Origin of the sequence: Flavisolibacter nicotianae, assembly GCF_003628535.1 — a bacterium.
GTDB lineage: Bacteria > Bacteroidota > Bacteroidia > Chitinophagales > Chitinophagaceae > Flavisolibacter > Flavisolibacter nicotianae.
On record NZ_RBCI01000007.1, the window covers coordinates 128813 to 147159 of the forward strand.

At 48.4% G+C, this 18347-nt stretch carries 11 protein-coding genes; 9 read left to right on the forward strand and 2 right to left on the reverse strand.

Going from position 1 to position 18347, the window contains the following annotated elements:
* From D6024_RS18015 to D6024_RS18050, 8 genes are all read left to right on the forward strand, one after another.
* A complete protein-coding gene (locus D6024_RS18015; RefSeq protein WP_162944864.1) occupies positions 1–1248 on the forward strand; it encodes a multiheme c-type cytochrome in 1248 nt (415 codons plus the stop codon).
* A gap of 55 nt (positions 1249–1303) precedes the next feature.
* A complete protein-coding gene (locus tag D6024_RS18020; protein ID WP_162944865.1) occupies positions 1304–4564 on the forward strand; it encodes a VCBS repeat-containing protein in 3261 nt (1086 codons plus the stop codon).
* Between the two features lie 25 nt (positions 4565–4589).
* Positions 4590–6260 (forward strand): glucoamylase family protein, encoded by a 1671-nt coding sequence (locus D6024_RS18025; protein WP_121356150.1) that lies wholly within the window; start codon positions 4590–4592, stop codon positions 6258–6260.
* A gap of 14 nt (positions 6261–6274) precedes the next feature.
* Complete coding sequence (locus D6024_RS18030) at positions 6275–7621, forward strand: glucoamylase family protein (protein WP_121356151.1); 1347 nt, start codon at positions 6275–6277, stop codon at positions 7619–7621.
* 21 nt (positions 7622–7642) lie between these two features.
* Positions 7643–9070, forward strand: coding sequence for a glucoamylase family protein (locus D6024_RS18035; RefSeq protein ID WP_121356223.1), 1428 nt, complete (start codon positions 7643–7645; stop codon positions 9068–9070).
* A gap of 124 nt (positions 9071–9194) precedes the next feature.
* Complete coding sequence (locus D6024_RS18040; protein ID WP_121356152.1) at positions 9195–10985, forward strand: family 43 glycosylhydrolase; 1791 nt, start codon at positions 9195–9197, stop codon at positions 10983–10985.
* A 52-nt stretch (positions 10986–11037) separates the two neighbouring features.
* Positions 11038–13317: a beta-glucosidase BglX gene (bglX, locus tag D6024_RS18045; RefSeq protein ID WP_121356153.1), complete on the forward strand. Its 2280-nt coding sequence runs from the start codon at positions 11038–11040 to the stop codon at positions 13315–13317.
* A 513-nt stretch (positions 13318–13830) separates the two neighbouring features.
* Positions 13831–14862, forward strand: a complete 1032-nt coding sequence (locus tag D6024_RS18050) for a glutamine synthetase beta-grasp domain-containing protein (protein ID WP_121356154.1) — start codon at positions 13831–13833, stop codon at positions 14860–14862.
* Between the two features lie 138 nt (positions 14863–15000).
* Here D6024_RS18050 and D6024_RS18055 read toward each other — a convergent pair whose 3' ends face one another.
* Positions 15001–15387, reverse strand: coding sequence for a hypothetical protein (locus D6024_RS18055; protein WP_121356155.1), 387 nt, complete (start codon positions 15385–15387; stop codon positions 15001–15003).
* A gap of 259 nt (positions 15388–15646) precedes the next feature.
* Here D6024_RS18055 and D6024_RS18060 point away from each other — a divergent pair, with 259 nt between their 5' ends.
* Positions 15647–17170, forward strand: coding sequence for a hypothetical protein (locus D6024_RS18060; RefSeq protein WP_162944866.1), 1524 nt, complete (start codon positions 15647–15649; stop codon positions 17168–17170).
* 395 nt (positions 17171–17565) lie between these two features.
* On the opposite strand, the gene D6024_RS18065 is transcribed toward D6024_RS18060, so the two are convergent.
* The gene (locus D6024_RS18065) at positions 17566–18333 is read right to left on the reverse strand and encodes a M90 family metallopeptidase (protein WP_121356157.1); all 768 of its coding nucleotides are present in this window, start codon (positions 18331–18333) and stop codon (positions 17566–17568) included.
* Positions 18334–18347 lie beyond the last annotated feature (14 nt).

Consider the following 18347-nt stretch of genomic DNA (forward strand, 5'->3'; position numbering starts at 1 on the left):
GTGAAAACAAAATGTTTATTTTCCCAGAAGAAATTGCCGGTTGCCATTACGTTCCTGATTGCCTCAGTTCTTTTACTGACTCAATGCGTGAACGATGGCAAAATGAAGAATGCCCAGCCGAAAGACGACGCTTACAAACAATTTGCAGGGTCGGGGACCTGTGCCGGTTGCCATAAAGACATTTATGAAAAACATCTCCGCACGGAACACCACCTGTCTACGTCGCCAGCTACGGCAACAACGATCCTGGGACGTTTTGGTGCCGGAAATAACAGTTTTGAATTTGATCCTCTTACCAGCGTGGCAATGGAAAAAAGGGGAGACGATTTTTACCAGGTCGAGTATAGCGCCGGTAAAGAGGTGCGAAAAGAAAAATTCGACATTGTTGTAGGATCGGGACGGAAAGGACAAAGCTATCTTTCCTGGCGAAACAACAAGTTGGTACAACTTCCGATGACCTGGTTTACGGCGATGGATCAATGGTCGAACAGTCCCGGCTACTCGCCGCGAAAGCCGATGTTCGACCGGCCGATAACGTCGCGGTGCCTGGAATGCCACAGCACCTTTGTTGAAAAGTTAAACGATACATCACAACGACTCGAAAGTTTCGACCGCAACCGGATCATCCTCGGCATCGAATGCGAAAAATGCCATGGCCCTGCGGCCATGCATGTCGCCTATCACCAAAAGAACAACAGCAAAGAAGCAAAGTACATTGTCAATCCTGCCAAACTGCCCCGTGAGCGCCAACTGGACCTGTGTTTTCTGTGTCACGGCGGAGCGCTGTCCAAAACAAAACCCTCATTTCAATTCCAGGCCGGCGATACGCTTTCCAACTTTTTCTCGCTACAGGCGGCAATGATGAATGCCGACAATATCGACGTGCACGGAAACCAGGCGGGATTGCTTTACCTGAGCAAGTGTTTCACCAGCAGTAATTTGACCTGTCTGAACTGCCACAATACGCATGAAAATGAAAAAGACAGGCTCCAAATTTTCTCGCAACGGTGTATGAACTGTCACAGCGAATCACATGGAAAAACCTGTAAGTTGACCGCAACGATCGGGGAATCGATCAGGCAAAACTGTATCGATTGCCACATGCCCAAACAACCTTCCCACGCAATCGCCGTTTATTTGCAGGGAAAAGATGCACCAACCGTGGCTTTTCTCCGTACCCACTACATCAAGGTTTACGCAGAAGAAACAAAAAAATTTTTAAATCAATCGAAAGCCAGTCACCAATAACGCACAGTGAAACATGAAAACCGCCAGGCCCATATTTTTGGAAACAAGATTTTTGATGATTTCCCTTCTTGTTTTTTCCCTTCTTTCCTGCAAGCAAAAACAAACGCTGTTTGAGAGTTTGCCTGCAGCAAAAACAGGAATTTCGTTCACCAATACACCTGAAAAGAAAAAGTTATTCAGCATACTTTACTATCTCTATTATTACAACGGTGGAGGAGTGGCCACCGGCGATGTGAACAACGACGGACTTCCCGATATCTATTTTACAGCGAACAGCAAAGGCCACAACAAGCTCTATTTAAACAAGGGCAATTTCCAGTTTGAGGACATTACGGCGAAAGCCGGCGTGGCCGGCACGTCCGACTGGTGCACGGGTGTGACGATGGCAGATGTGAACGGGGACGGGCTTTTGGACATTTACGTCAGTGCCGTTGCCAACAAATATGGACTCAAGGGCCGCAATGAACTGTTCATCAACAACGGCAACAACACCTTTTCGGAAAAAGCCGGGGAAATGGGTCTCGACTTTTCCGGTTTTACCACGCAAACCGCTTTTTTTGATTACGACCACGATGGCGACCTCGATTGTTACATTTTGAATCAATCGCACCATCCCCACGCCAACATTGTCGATACGTCGAACCGCCGAAAGTACGATTCGTTGTCGGGTGACCGCTTTTACCGGAACGATCTAAAGACAACAGGAAAGTTTACCGATGTTTCCAAAGAGGCAGGAATTTATCAAAGCAATCTTGGCTACGGTCTTGGCATTGCCGTGGGAGATTTGAACAACGATGGATGGGACGATCTTTATATTGGCAACGATTTCCACGAGAATGACTACTACTATATCAACAATGGAAATGGAAGTTTTACCGAAAGCGGTGCCAACCATTTCCGCCACTATAGCCGGTTTAGCATGGGCAATGATATCGCGGATTACAACAACGACGGGCAGTTGGATGTTGTGACGGTAGACATGCTGCCCGGTGATGAAAAAACAGTCAAAACTTATGGCAGTGATGAAAACCCGGAGATCTACAAGCTGAAGCTGGAAATGAATGGCTACCAATACCAGTATTCACGAAACTGCCTGCAGCGAAACAACGGCGATGGAAGCAGTTTTAGCGATGTTGGATTGATCAGCGGCGTGGCGGCCACGGACTGGAGTTGGAGCCCGCTTTTTGCCGACTTCGACAACGATGGAAAAAAGGATTTGTTCATTTCCAGCGGGATCGTCAAACGGCCCGTTGACCTTGACTATATTCGTTTTGCTTCCGACCTGAAGATGAAGGGTATGGACCGGACGGACGCTTTCGATGACGAAGCCATCAAGGCCATGCCGGACGGTGCGTCACACCCGTTTTTTTATAAAGGCGATGGTACCGGATTCCAGGACCTGAGTATAGCCTGGGGCACCGGTAACATGAAAGGTTATTATAACGGCGCATCCTATGCCGACCTTGACAATGATGGAAAGCTTGACCTCGTGGTCAACTGCCTGAATTCGCCTGCTCTGGTTTTGAAAAACAATGCGCCTCCAAAAAACCAGCTTTCCCTCTCGTTCGTAGGAGACAGCACCAACCGGTTCGGCTTAGGAGCAAAAGCCTACCTTTTTTCGAAAAAAGGAATCCAGTACCAGCAAATGATGACCACAAGAGGATTTCAATCTTCCTCCGAACCACGGCTTCATTTTGGACTTGATTCGCTTGCCATAATCGATAGCCTGGTGATCGTTTGGCCCGACCAGAAATTCCAGGTCGTTAAGAATATTCCTTCAAACAAAGCCCTTTCTGTTTCACAGAAAAATGCAACCGGGAAATTCGACTACAAGCAGTTTTTCCCCGCTAAGCAAAATCAGTTTGATGACGTGACGGCAAAAATGGCACTTCCTTGGTCGCACAGGGAAAATGATTTTTTTGATTTTAATGTACAGTACCTGATTCCGCACCAGGAGAGTACGCGGGGACCAAAGGTGGCAATAGGTGATGTCAATGGAGATGGCCTTGAAGACATGTACCTCTGCGGGGCGAAAGGCCAGCCTGGAGCAATGATGGTCCGGCAGAAAAACGGAACCTTTCTCGCCTCCGACACGGCGCTTTTCAACCGGTTTATGGTGTGTGAAGATGTGGATGCAGTTTTCTTCGACGCCAACGGTGACGGTCACCAGGATTTGTGGGTGGTCAGCGGCGGCAACGAGATGCCCTCGAACGACATTGCCAGTGCCGACCGGCTTTTTCTGAACGACGGCAAGGGCCATTTTACCTTTTCACCAAAGGCCATTCCGCAGTTGTACGAAAACAAATCATGCGTCACCGTTGCCGATATCGATAAAGATGGCGACCAGGATGTATTTGTCGGATTTCTTTGTGATCCCCGCCGGTATGGCATCCCGCAGAGTTCTTACCTGTACCTGAATGATGGCAGCGGAAAGTTTTCGATTGCCCCCAAAACTGTAATTGACTTATTGAATTTAGGTATGGTCACTTCTGCATCGTTCGCCGATCTGAACCGGGATGGCTGGCCTGACCTCGTTGCGGCAGGCGAGTGGATGCCCGTTACGGTTTATTTGAACAACAAGGGGACGTTTAAAAAAACAAGCCTTGCCAATTCGTCCGGCCTATGGCAAACCGTATATACAACCGATGTAAACGGTGACGGCCAGCCGGATATCCTGGCGGGTAACTGGGGCCACAATACAAAACTGTGGGCGGGTAAAAACGGCCCTTGCAAACTGTATGTGAAAGATTTTGACAACAACGGTTCGTACGACCAGGTGATGTGTTACACGATTGATGGAAAGCAGTACCCGTTTTTGGCCAAAGACGAATTGGAAAGAGCCCTGCCGGTATTGAAAAAAGCCTATCTCAATTACAGCGAAGTGGCCGGTAAAACGGTGGATTATATTTTCTACGATTTGTTCAAAGATTATACGGAGTCGACGGCAGAAGTATTGGGTTCATCGGCTTTCCTGAGCGACGGAAAAGGTAACTTTACACGTGTTGATTTGCCGGACGAACTTCAACTGGCGCCAATCATGAAGTTTACGTCTTTTCAGCAGGGAAACGAATCGATGTTTCTGGCTGTTGGAAACTTTTACGGAACAATACCCTACGAAGGCCGTTACGATGCGTTGCAGCCAACGGTTTTTTCCTTTGACAGGCAGAAAAAACAGTTTGTTTACCGGTCAAACCTCCCTGCTGAAAGCGGGGAAATGAGGGATGTCAAATGGCTGAAAGGTGCTGATGGAAAGAGCGTCCTGGTGCTGGCAAAGAACAACGGGCCACTTGACTTTTATTCACTCAGGCAACCGTAAAACGGAATAAACTATAAATGATCCCATGCGATTCTTTTTTCTTTTTTTCAGCGCAACGATCTTTTTACTCCTGGCAGGATGCAAAAAGGAGTCGGCCAGCCCGGAGCCGCCGCCACCGCCGCCAAATTTCACTCTCACCGGCTTTCAGTTAAACGGCAAGCCGGTTACAGCCACTCTTTACAATGTGCCGGTGACGCCTTCGGTGCAACTACGCTTCGACGGTAAAGTGGACCGTTCGTCGGTGACATCGTCGGCGATCAGCCTGACCGGTGGGAGTGGCGGCGTGAGTTTGACAACGTCTTATTCGAAAGGAGACAGTGTTCTTATTATCCAACCTGCGGCACCATTGGCGGCCATTACCAGGTACACTTTTTCTTTAGGTAACACCTTAAAAGCAACGACCGGGGTTGTGCTGACGTCCGGTACCAGCTTTAGTTTTGTCACGACACTTGACTCTACGCGAAAATTCCCCCCGATCACCGATGATGAATTATTGACGCTGGTGCAAAAACAAACCTTTCGCTACTTCTGGGACTTCGGGCACCCGGTAAGTGGCCTGGCAAGAGAACGGAACACCTCGGGTGATATTGTTACATCCGGAGGATCGGGTTTTGGAATCATGGCCATCGTTACGGCTATCCACCGCGGCTTTATAACCCGGGCGGAAGGGCTGAACCGGATGAAAACGATTGTCGGTTTTTTAAAGAACAAAGCCCAAACTTTCCACGGTGCCTATCCGCATTGGCTAAACGGTGCGACCGGCGATGTGGTTCCTTTCAGTAGTTTGGATAATGGAGCCGACCTGGTAGAAACCTCTTACCTGATGCAAGGCCTGCTGACGGCAAGGCAGTTTTTCAACGATGCCGGCACCGATGAAACTTCTTTGCGGGCTGACATCAACACGATCTGGAAAGGCGTCGACTGGAACTGGTTTCGAAAAGGAGGGGAGGATGTTCTTTATTGGCACTGGAGCCCATCGAACAACTGGGCGATGAACATGCCGGTCAGAGGTTGGAACGAAGCGCTGATCACCTATGTGCTGGCAGCCTCTTCGCCAACATTTGGCGTTCCGAAAACTGTATATGACAATGGCTGGGCACTCAACGGCGGCATCAGGAATGGAAAAAGTTTTTACGGCATTACGCTTCCGCTTGGACCCGATTTTGGAGGGCCCCTGTTTTTTGCCCATTATTCTTTTTTGGGTATCAATCCAACTGATCTTTCCGATACATATGCGACTTCATATTTCCTGCAAAACAAGGCGCATTCACAGATCAACCACCAGTATGCAATCGAAAACCCAAAGGGATTTTACGGTTACGGCGATTCTACCTGGGGGCTGGCAGCCAGCGATATTCCAAATGGGTACACGGCTTCCTCACCCACCAATGATGTGGGGGTGATTTCACCAACAGCGGCCCTGTCTTCTTTTCCCTATACACCGACCGAATCGATGAAAGCATTGAAATTTTTCTATTACGTACTGGGCGATAAAATCTGGAAAGAGTATGGCTTTGTTGATGCGTTTTCTTTGAATGTTCCCTGGTTTGCCGATTCATTTCTGGCCATCGACCAGGGGCCGATCATCATCATGATTGAAAATTACCGCAGCGGTTTGCTCTGGGATTTGTTCATGAGCAGCCCCGAAGTAAAAACCGGATTGCGCAACCTGGGTTTTAGCAGCCCACATATTTAAAGATTGATTGACGAATGAAAAAACGAACACTTTCACTGCTTGTTCTTGTGCTCTTACTGGGCTGTCGACCGGCCAAAAAGCTTGCACAAAATGTATCGCTTACCCCGGAAGACGAAGCAATGCTGACCGACGTACAGCACCGCACGTTCAATTATTTCTGGGACGGCGCCGAGCCAAACAGCGGAATGGCCAGGGAACGCTATCATGCGGACAATATTTACCCGGAAAACGACAAAATGGTTGTGACAAGCGGGGGAAGTGGTTTTGGCATAATGGCTATTCTCGTCGGAATTGAACGTCGCTTTATCACCCGGACACAGGGACTGGAACGAATGGAAAAAATTGTCCGCTTTCTCGAAACCGCGGACCGCTTTCATGGTGCCTGGCCGCATTGGTGGAATGGCGAAACGGGCAGGGTAAAACCTTTTGGCAGAAAAGACAATGGCGGCGACCTGGTGGAGACTTCGTTCCTGACCCAGGGATTGCTTTGCGTACGCCAGTATTTCAGCAACGGAAATGCAAGAGAAAAAGACCTTGCAGCCCGCATCGACAAGCTGTGGAAAGAAGTGGAGTTCGACTGGTACCGTAACGGGAAAAATGTTTTGTACTGGCACTGGAGCCCGACCTATGCCTGGGAAATGAATTTCCCGGTGCACGGGTACAACGAATGCCTGATCATGTACATCCTTGCGGCCTCTTCGCCAACCCACAGCGTGCCGGCAGACGTGTATCATGAAGGCTGGGCCATGAATGGAAAAATCAAAGACACCCTGTCGGCTTTTGGACACAAATTGACCTTGTTTCACCAGGGCAAACCCCAATACGGCGGACCGCTCTTCTGGGCACATTATTCTTACCTCGGGCTGGACCCGAGAGGGCTAAAAGACCAATATGCCGATTACTGGGAAAACAACCGCAACCAGTCCCTTATCAACTACGACTGGTGTGTAAGCAATCCGAAGGGCTACAAAGGGTACGGCCCCGATAACTGGGGTCTGACGGCGAGTTATTCAGTTCGTGGTTATGCCGCGCATGCACCCGGCAAGGAAGACCTGGGAGTGATCTCTCCAACGGCGGCTCTTTCATCCATGCCCTACACGCCGGATGAATCACTCAAAGCGTTGCGTAATTGGTATGGCAACCTGCGTGACAGTATCTACGGACCATTTGGTTTTTACGATGGCTTCAGTCAGCAATACAACTGGTATCCCAAACGATACCTGGCAATCGACCAGGGTCCCGAAGTGGTAATGATGGAAAACTACCGCAGCGGCTTGTTGTGGCGATTGTTTATGAGCTGCCCGGAGGTGCAAAGCGGTTTAAAAAAATTGGGCTTCCGAAGTCCCTGGCTGAAAAAATAGAATCACCAACCGATCATGTGGATGAAAAGTACGATCGCCTTTTTCCTGGCCTGTTTGCTTCCAGCGGCTCTGTATGCACAGCACCCGAACGGGCGGTACGGCGATGGGCCGGACAGCATAGCGCCGGCTGGAATCGTAAAGGGGCTTTCGGATGAGCAGTTGCTGGAAACAGTGCAAAAACAGACATTCCGTTTCTTCTGGCATGGCGCCCACCCCGTAAGCGGGCTTGCGCTGGAACGAAGCAACACGGTACGGGCGGAACATTATTGGGACTATATCAATGAAGCGTGGGACGAGCCCAATTTCAGCAAAACGCCTTTTGGCCCCGACGCCGGCGCTATTGGCGGAACAGGTTTTGGAATCATGGGTACCATTGTGGCCGTTGAACGGGGTTGGATTGGTCGCGATACTGCGGTTCGCCGTTTGATCAAGATCGCCGACTTCCTGGTCAATGCCGATTGCTTTCACGGCATTTACCCGCATTTTATGAACGGCCGGACGGGCAAGACCATCAAGTTCGACCGGCTGGACGATGCGGCCGACCTGGTGGAAACATCGTACCTGTTGATGGGATTTCTCTGCGCCAAAGAATATTTCAACCGCACCGTTCCGAGAGAAGTGTATTTGCGCAAACGCATCGGGCAAATGTGGAATGCAGCCAACTGGAACTGGCATACCAACGGACAGAACAAGTTGTACTGGCACTGGAGCCCGAACAATGGCTTTGACATGAACTTCCCGATCTGGGGCTGGAACGAATGCCTGATTACCTACATTATGGCGGCTTCTTCTCCGCGCCATTCCATTTCTAAAGCGGTTTACGACGGGTCATGGGTGGGCAGCGATGGGTTTAAAAATGGGAAAACCTATTACGGATTACGCCTGCCGCTTGGCAATTATGATAAAGGTGGCCCGCTCTTTTTTGTGCAATACACGTTTATGGGAATCGATCCGCGGCAATTAAAAGATTCGCTGGGCAATGATTATTTTGAACAGGGGAAAAACCATACGCTGATCAACCGTGCCTACTGCATCGAAAATCCCAAAGGCTTTAAAGGCTATGGTGAAAACTGTTGGGGGCTGACGGCCGGTGATAGCTACAAAGGTTACGTGGCACATTGTCCTGAAGTGGACCTGGGGGTTATTCAACCAACTGCGGCAATTTCCTCCCTGCCGTATACACCGAAAGAAAGCATGGCTGCACTGCGTTATTTTTATTACAGCCTCGGTGACAGGATCTGGAGTAAATATGGATTTGTGGACGGCTTTAGTCTTCAGCACAACTGGTTTGCCAAAAGCCACCTGGCAATTGACCAGGGACCGATTGTCGTGATGACGGAAAACTACCGGACAGGTTTGTTGTGGAAACTGTTCATGCGCATCCCGGAAATCCAAAATGGCCTGAGAAAGCTGGGCTTTTCGTCTCCTGTGATCAGTCAAAAGCCTTAAGCCAGAACGCAAACCGCAAAGAGTTGGTAAACGAAAGGAAAAAGTAGAGCCTGCAAGGCGGGCAATCTTTTTTTCGGAAAGAGTTCGAGCCCCTCGTGCTTTACTATTAAATGATAATGAACCGATGAAAAAATGTGTTAGAAAGGTATTGTTCCCGCTTGCATTTTTGCTTTTTGTGGCGGTTGCAAACGGCCAGCAAAAAACCTATTGCAACCCTATCAATATCGATTATGGGTACACGCCAATTCCCAACTTCAGTAATTGGGGGCGCCATCGTGCCACTGCCGACCCGGTGATTGTCAATTACAAGGGCGATTATTACCTGTTTTCTACCAACCAGTGGGGTTATTGGTGGAGCCCGGACCTGCTGAACTGGAATTTCGTTTCAAAAAAATTCCTTCGTCCCTGGAATGAAGTGCTCGACGGCCGCAAGGTATATGATGAATTGTGTGCACCCGCTGTAGGCATTATGGGTGATACGATGCTTGTTTTTGGTTCGACCTATACCAAGAACTTCTCGATCTGGATGAGCACCAACCCAAAAGCAAACGAATGGAAACCTTTGGTTGATTCATTTGAGATCGGGGGATGGGACCCGGCCTTCTTTACCGACGACAATGGAAAATTGTACATGTACAACGGCAGCAGCAACCGGTATCCATTGTATGGAATTGAGTTGAACCGGCAAACGGCAAAGCCGGTTGGCACACGCAAAGAAATGTACTTTCTGGAAGACTGGCGTTACGGCTGGCAACGCTTTGGCGAGCACATGGACAATACCTTTCTCGATCCCTTTATGGAAGGCGCCTGGATGACAAAACACAACAACAAATATTACCTCCAGTACGGCGCACCGGGAACGGAATTCAGTGGCTATGCTGATGGAGTCGTTGTGGGCGAATCTCCTCTTGGTCCTTTTACGCCGCAATCCGACCCGCTTAGTATCAAATTGGGTGGCTTTGTGCGGGGCGCAGGACACGGCGCCACTTTCCAGGACAACGACAAGGCCTGGTGGCATGTGGCAACAACCGTTATTTCGGTCAAGAATACGTTTGAGCGGAGAATAGGCATTTGGCCCGCAGGTTTTGATAAAGACGACGTGATGTGGTGCAATACCAGCTTCGGGGATTATCCGCATTATTTACCCGGGTCCGTCGGCAAATCGAAGCCCGCCGGCTATTCGCCTTCCCGCTATTTTACCGGCTGGATGCTGTTGAACTACAACAAGGCGGTGCAGGTTTCCTCTACGCTGGGCGGCTACCTGCCCAATCTTGCCGTGGACGAATTGGCCAAAACCTACTGGAGTGCAAAGTCTGGAAATGCAGGTGAATGGATCCAATCCGATCTCGGTACCGTTTCAACCGTGAATGCCGTGCAGGTCAACTATGCCGACCAGGACGTGGCAGATGATCACCTCGGAAAGGTGAACGGGCAATACCATCAATATATTTTATGGTATTCCATCGATGGAAAAAAGTGGAATGTCCTCGTGGATAAACGTAAAAACCAGAAAGATGTTCCGCATGACTATGTGGAACTGGACAGGCCTGTGCAGGCCCGTTTTGTTCGTCTCGAAAATGTACACATGCCAACGGGCAAATTCGCTATCAGTGGTTTCCGGATTTTTGGCAATGGCAACGGCGCCAAACCGGCGGAGGTCCAGGATTTTGTAGTACTCCGCACAGAGAAAGACAAGAGAAGTGCGTTTCTGAAATGGCGCCCTTCAGACGACGCGTTTGCCTACAATATTTATTATGGCCCGGCACCGGATAAACTGTACACCTGCATCATGGTCCATTCCAATAACGAATACTGGATGAAAAGCATGGATAGCCAGAAATCCTATTATTTCCAGATCGAAGCGGTCAACGAAAATGGTGTGTCGAAGCGGACGGCGGTAAAACAGGTAAATTGAATCCGATAAATACAAAACAAGAACTGCATTCAATACACTAACATTCAAGATTATGCTTAGAAAAATGATCGTCGGTGCAGCACTCTCGCTTTCACTTGCGGCCGGGGCGCAGCAAAACGACACAAAGATGAACAGCTTCATCACGAACCTGATGAAGAAAATGACGCTGGATGAAAAGATTGGTCAATTGAATTTACTGACACCCGGCGGGGGAATCCTTACGGGCTCGGTTGTAAATCCCGATGTTGAGGCAAAAATTAAATCCGGCAAAGTCGGCGGACTATTTGGAATCATCGGTGTCGACAAAATTAAACAGGCGCAGGAACTGGCGGCTACCCAAAGTCGCCTCAAAATTCCACTGCTTTTTGGTTCCGACATTATCCATGGCTACAAAACAACCTATCCTATTCCGCTGGCTCTTTCCTGTAGCTGGGACATGAGTATGATAGAACAGGTGGCACGCCTGTCGGCGGTGGAAGCGTCGGCCGACGGTTTGTGCTGGACGTTTTCGCCGATGGTCGACATTGCCCGTGACCCACGGTGGGGACGGGTTGCCGAAGGGGCAGGCGAGGACCCTTACCTCGGGAGCCAGATTGCCAAAGCCATGGTGAAGGGCTACCAGGGCAACGACCTGAAAGCCAACAATACCATCATGGCCTGCGTCAAACACTTTGCGCTGTATGGCGCGGCGGAAGGTGGACGCGATTACAACACGACCGATATGAGTCGCCTCCGGATGTACGAATATTACCTTCCGCCGTATAAGGCGGCGATCGACGCCGGTGTGGGAAGTGTGATGTCGTCGTTTAATGAAATCGACGGGATTCCGGCAACGGCAAACCGCTGGCTGATGACAGACCTTTTGCGGAAGCAGTGGGGTTTCAAGGGGTTTGTTGTCACCGATTATACGGCTGTGAACGAAATGATCGACCATGGTCTTGGTAATTTGCAGACCGTTTCGGCCCTGGCCTTGAAGGCTGGTGTGGACATGGACATGGTGGGCGAAGGCTTTTTGAATACGCTGAAAAAGTCGCTCCAGGAAAAAAAGATTACACAAAGCGACATTGACATTGCGTGCCGCCGGATTTTGGAGGCCAAGTATAAGTTGGGATTGTTTGATGATCCCTACCGCTACATCAGCACCGACCGGGCGACAAAAGAGGTCCTCAGCACCGACAAACGTGAGGCAGCCCGCCGTTTTGCAGCCCATTCCATGGTTTTGCTGAAAAACAACAACGATATTCTTCCCCTGAAAAAATCGGGAACGATCGCTTTGGTTGGGCCACTGGCCAACAATAAAAGCAACATGCTTGGCACCTGGGCCGTCAGCGGCGATGCCCAGCTTTCTGTTCCTGTGATAGATGGCATTAAAAACATTGCCGGTAATGGTGTTCAGATTTTGTATGCCAAAGGAGCCAATATCACCGACGACTCTGCGCTGGTAAAAATGGGAAATGTCTTCGGTGAAAAAATTTCCCTCGATTCCCGGAATCCTCAACAACTAATCGACGAGGCGGTTGAAGCTGCCCGGCGATCGGACGTAGTCGTAGCCATCCTGGGAGAAGCGTCGGAGTTTACAGGAGAGTCGGCCAGCCGTTCAGATATCAGCCTTCCGGAGAGCCAGCGCAACCTGCTTGATGCTTTAAGCAAAACGGGTAAACCGGTAGTTGTCGTGATGATGAGCGGCCGTCCACTTACGATTCAAAAGGAAACCGAGCAGGCCACGGCTTTCCTGCAGGCCTGGTTCGGTGGCCATGAAACCGGCAACGCCATCGCAGACGTGCTGTTCGGAAACTATAACCCATCGGGGAAACTAAGCATGAGCTTTCCCAGGAATGTCGGGCAAATTCCTATTTATTACAATTATAAAAGAACAGGTCGTCCCCAGGCCGAAAATGCACCAACGCAAAAATTCCGTTCAAATTACCTGGATGTGTCGAATAAACCATTGTTCCCCTTTGGTTACGGTTTGAGTTATACCACCTTTAGTTATAGCGGCATCCGTCTTAGCAACACATCGATGACACCCGGCCAAACCATCAAGGCTTCTGTAACCGTAACCAATACAGGCAATTACGACGGTGAGGAAGTTGTTCAATTGTATATTTACGACCAGGTAGCTTCGGTAACTCAGCCGGTTAAAAAGCTGAAGGGCTTTCAAAAGATTTTCTTGCGGAAAGGAGAGAGCCGGGAAGTAAGTTTTCCTATTTCAATCGAAGAGTTGAAGTTTTTTAATTCAGAGTTGAAATGGGTTGCTGAACCGGGTGATTTCAAAATCTATATTGGAACAAATTCAGACAACGTAAAGGACGCATCTTTTACATTAAAATAAAATATCATAAGAATAGGAAACTGTAGCAAGCGCCTGCGTGAATTGATTTCACGCAGGCGTTTTCAATTGTAAACGTCTTCCTATTTACCTGATACAGTTTATTACTAATTATCCCTAAAGTATTGATATTAAAATAATCATGTACATTATATAAAATATAAAATAGGATAGTTACACCATTGAGACTAGAGGAAAAATAAATTTAATTTTGACCGGAAGGTGTCGGTTTATAGGGCAAATGGTCTGCAATAAGGTAAGTTTTAACGTTGATAAACATCAAAATTCTCAAAATTGTCGCAGTATAATACACATTATTTATAAATATATGTGATTTTATAACTCAATTCATTTATTTTAGCCCTATTATTCAACGATTGCCTGCTGTCATGACGAGACGATGATCGATTTACGAAAAAGAGGATTACCTGAATTTTTCTAATTCGTAGAAATCATCGGAAGTAAAAATGGATTTTTCTCAATTCAAACGAAAATAACATAAAACAAAAAAAGATTATGTCAGTCGCAAAACTTGAGTACATCTGGCTCGACGGTTACAAGCCCATCCAGAGCCTCCGTAGCAAAACAAAAATTGAACACGATTTTTCAGGAAAACTGGAAGATTGCCCAATGTGGTGTTTTGACGGTTCTTCAACCGAGCAGGCACCTGGTGGCTCTTCCGACTGTCTGCTGAAACCCGTTTACATTGTGAAAGACCCACAGCGTAAAAATGGCTTCCTGGTGATGTGCGAAGTTTTAAATCCCGATGGCACAGCGCATATCAGCAATGGCCGTGCAACGATCGAGGATGATGACAATGATTTTTGGTTTGGCTTTGAGCAGGAATATTTCCTGTGGAATCCGGATACAGAGAAGCCGATCGGCTTTCCGGAAGGTGGCTACCCCGCTCCACAAGGTCCTTATTACTGTTCCGTAGGCGCCCGCAATGCGCATGGTCGCCATATTGTTGAGGAACATCTTGATGTATGCCTTGAAGCCGGTCTGAACGTTGAAGGTATTAATGCCGAAGTGGCTGCCGGACAGTGGGAGTTTCAGATTTTTGCCAAAGGCGCCAAAGCTGCCGGCGACCAGATCTGGATTGCCCGCTATCTTTTGGAACGTATCGGCGAAAAATACAATATTGCAATCAACTGGCATTGCAAGCCGTTGGGTAACTTGGATTGGAACGGAAGTGGCATGCACGCCAATTTCTCCAACACCGTTTTAAGAACCTGCGGAAGCCGCGAAATATATGAGCAAATTTGCGAAGCTTTCCGTCCAGTTGTAAAGGAACACATCGAAGTTTATGGTGCCGACAACCATCTCCGTCTGACCGGCAAGCACGAAACTGCTGCCATCCACGAGTTCAAATATGGTGTATCGGACAGAGGCGCTTCAATCCGCATTCCGATCGGTACAGTCGAAAGAGGCTGGAAAGGCTGGCTGGAAGACCGTCGCCCTAACAGTGCTGCGGATCCTTACAAGGTGGCTGCCCGTATCATCAAAACGGTTAAAACAGCCAAGGTAGAAGAAGCTGTAGTTGCCTAATACAAGTTTTCACGATTTAATACCCGGAACAGAGCTGCCCATTGCGGCTCTGTTCCGTTTTTACGAAGCCCAGCTTTGCAGGCGGTTTTGTCGCATAAGAAATATCCGGTTTGCCGGAATTCGGAAAAAAATGAACAATTAATAGGAAAGTTCGACCTGGTAAACATCGGACTTGTTTCGCTGGATACGTCCAGAAAAAAATCCGCCTGGCTCCCTGATGTCTTCCACCAACCGGAAAGTGGAACATGTTCGGCTCAAGCCTTCAAACAGGAGGGTAAAATGGAAAAACTCATTTTCGGGAATAAACCAGGTCCAATTGGGAGCAACCGAAATATTAAATGCTTTGATCAGCAGAACTTTGTTTCCTCCTTCTTCCAAAAGATAAGTCGTGTCCCAGATCCTGGCCAAAGTGGGGAAAGGCGCATAGATCTTGCAATGAACAACCGTTGTGCGTTTTTCTTCTGTTTGCAGAAACGCAAATAACTCGCTGTCGATTTCGACTTTGGGCTTGCTGATGGTGGTCATTTAAAAAAAATCTGCATTTCAATTTACTCTTTTTCCTGCATTTTCGCCAGCAACCATCACTGGAAAATACACACATGTGACAGGGTTTTCGATTTAAAAACACTTTCTGCTATATTGTGTATCGGCTATCCAGTTCCTTTTGCCGGGCATAAAATTAGTAAGTGAGGAAATAGCGATAAGTCCGGTAGAATGCCCTGTCATGTCACCTGTTAGAAAGATTTTCCGGCGCATCTACGGTTTACCCTTAAGCGTGCCTGTCATGTATCGAAGACAAATAAATGCGATCCGTTTTTTTTGGTCTGCTTTGCCGTTGGTTGTCTTGAACGGTAGTTTAACGGCCCAATCTGTTTTGCCGATCCGTGTATCAACGCATGATTCGGTAGCGGTTGCTGCAAGCCAGACCTACAGCCAGCCTTCGCTAATTCGCAGGCTTTTTATGGGCAGCAATTACAGGAAAGAATGGGAAACTCCCGTTGCACTGCCCATTTTCGATATGGCTAGCCTTGGCCTGACCGTAAAAGAACTTGGTGGCGGAAAGCAAACAAAATCGTTGCGGCTTTTGGACCGGGACAGTGTTGAATGGGCCTTGCGGACAGTTGACAAAGATGTGCGGCCAGCCATCCCGAAAATTATCCGGAACGGCTTTACCGTTTCAATCGTACAGGACATGGTGTCGGCGGCGCACCCGTTTGCCCCGCTAACCATTCCGCCGCTTGCAACTGCCACAGGCGTGCAAGCCGGTCAGCCATCTTTTTACTTCGTGCCAGATGATACGGCACTTGGACCCCCCTACAGGGAACTTTTTGCAGGAAAGGTTTGCCTCCTGGAAAAACGCGACCTTCTCCAGGGCGTCGAATTACGCAATACGGAAAAGATGCTCCAACAGCTTTTTGAAGACCATCACAGTCAGCTTGACCAGGCAGCCTACCTGAATGCCCGCCTGCTCGACATGCAGATTGCAGACTGGGACAGGCACTACGATCAATGGAAATGGGCGGCGTTTGACAGCAGCGGGAAAACCACCTACGTGGCGATTCCCAAAGACCGGGACCAGGCTTATTTTTCTTCGAACGGATGGCTGTTGAAACTGATTCGCCTGTTTACCATGAAATATACCATTGGTTTAACGGAAGAAACATCCAACATTGTGAATCTTAACGGTGTTGCCTGGAGTCTTGACCGCCTGTTATTAAACGAGTTGCCAAAATCGGAATGGGTTCGGATCGCCAACACCTTTCAACAGAACTTGACCGATGACCTGATCAGGGAAGCCGTGAAGCGTATGCCCGCCCAGGAATACGCTATTCATGGGGAGGCCATTACCAACAAATTACTCCTCCGCAAAAAAACACTGCCCGAGGACGTCCTGCGCTATTACCGTTTTCTCGCAAAGGAAGTGACGGTTTACGGCACAGACAAGGCAGAACGGTTTGAATTGACCGGGAACAGCGACAGTGTGACCGTGACCGTCCGTGGCAAACAGAAAGAAGATAAAATCTACTACCAGCGCACGTTCTACACTTCGGAAACGAAGAAGATTACGCTTCTTGGCCTGGATGGAGACGATTTGTTTGTAGCCGCGAAGGATTTACACAATCCCATTCGCTTCGAAGTGAATGGCGGTTCCGGTTCGAATAAATACGAGTGGAGCGATTTTATAAAAGTCAAGGCGAAAGACTCGGATATGGATTCCCGCGTCTACCTGAAAAAGCTGCGCAAACCTCTACGCATCAGGGAGGAAGAAAAAAACGACGACGAACACAAGGATAAGAGTAAAAAATAAACATCCTGGAACCTTCTCCATTCCTGCCTGCGACCACGAATTCTCAACCGATTCAGAATCAGCTATACATTTCAATGGCAGTATAGACCCAAATTGTTTCCAGAAAAACTAACTTGCTGTGGAAATAAAAACAGAAAGCCATGCAAAAACTATTTGTCTTCTTGTTCATAGCCAGTGCCGTCGGAATCAGCTGTACAAACAGCACGACGACAACGGAAACAAAACATGATTCAACAGTCGTAACGAAAGACACCGGCACACATTCGGAAACCAACGGAAACGCTGTAACGCCGCCCGCAAGTAACGGACAATATTAAATAAAGTCGCATAGTGATCTGGCCGTTTACCAATAGCAAAAGGCGAAGGTTTTCTGAATCTGGGGAATTTGAATGGCGCTATTTCCGGATAAAAATCTGCTGCAGAAGGGCGTGAAGATCGGGATGTTGTTCGCTGAAGATTTCCGGTTGTTCAAAAAAATACTCCGACACAACGGCAAAGCATTCAACCGGGCTGGTGGCGGCATACAAATCAATATCAGACTGGCCGCGGCGAACGTTTTCCATTTCCTGCTCGAGAAGTTGCTTCCATTGCGGTACAAATTTTCGCTGCAGCAAAATTTCAGGCACCCCATCCAGTGAGCCGTCCATCTTGTCGATCAGGTGAACGAACTCGTGCAGGGCCATATTCCGGTTATTCTTGCGGTTGATAAATCCCTGGCGCAATTCCCATTTGGACAGGATCATGATATTTTCCAGGCTGCCTGTTCCTACCATCCCGGATACCAGCCTTTCGTTCCCCTGTTGTTCGTAATCCGTATTGAAGTTGCCGGGATACAAAAGGATTTCCCGCAGGTTGATGTACTCCCAGTCCGGTATATAAAAAACCGGCATGACCGCGGCTGCGCCAATCAGGATTCGGTCCAGGTCTTCGACTTCCGCATTGGCGCCGGTGATTTTTACCGCTGACAAAAACCGTTTCATCTTATCCAGGAAAATCGCTCGTCCATCTTCATCAAGACCAGCATAAAAGATAACATAATCTGCCAGAATCTCCTCTGTGTTTTCCGGCAATACCAAGGCTTCCGGCCGCCTGGATTGGAAAACCAGCCGGATGATCAGCACAATGAGAAAAAGAACAAAAAGGATCTGAAGCACGGTGATCATACGGGTTGAAGATA